At 50.8% G+C, this 532-nt stretch carries 1 protein-coding gene; it reads left to right on the plus strand.

The window, feature by feature from the left end:
- Nucleotides 1-532 (plus strand): efflux RND transporter permease subunit (locus GWA01_RS12925; protein WP_186819580.1); only part of this gene is annotated, 532 nt, incomplete at both ends.

A 532-nucleotide genomic window follows, 5' to 3' on the forward strand; every position in this document is an offset into this window, starting at 1 on the left:
GCAGAGACGGTGAATAATACCGTGGTTCGGCCTATTCTGCAGCAGATGTACGGGTTGGATCATCTGGAATATATGGCCGCCCAGTCCTACGGCAGTGGCCACATGGAAATTGACCTGACATTTGCTCAGGGTACAAATCCGGACATTGCTCAGGTTCAGGTTCAAAACAAGCTTCAGCTTGCTCAGCCAAAACTGCCTACGGAAGTTACGGCTCAGGGCCTGAGTGTTACGAAGGCCGTCAAGAACTTCATGATGGTTCTGGCCTTTATCTCCACTGACGGAAGCATGACGGGTCAGGATATTTCGGATTACGTTGCATCCAATATCTCAGATCCATTGTCTCGTGTATCAGGCGTGGGTGATCATACGCTTTTCGGCTCTGAATACGCCATGCGTATCTGGCTTGATCCGGCCAAGCTTTATAATTTCTCTCTGACGGTTGGGGATGTTCAGTCTGCTATTCAGGCGCAGAACGCCCAGATTTCGTCAGGTGAATTGGGTGGCTTGCCTGCCAAGAGCGATATCGCGTTCG

Source organism: Gluconobacter wancherniae NBRC 103581 (genome assembly GCF_007988885.1).
GTDB classification, from domain to species: domain Bacteria; phylum Pseudomonadota; class Alphaproteobacteria; order Acetobacterales; family Acetobacteraceae; genus Gluconobacter; species Gluconobacter wancherniae.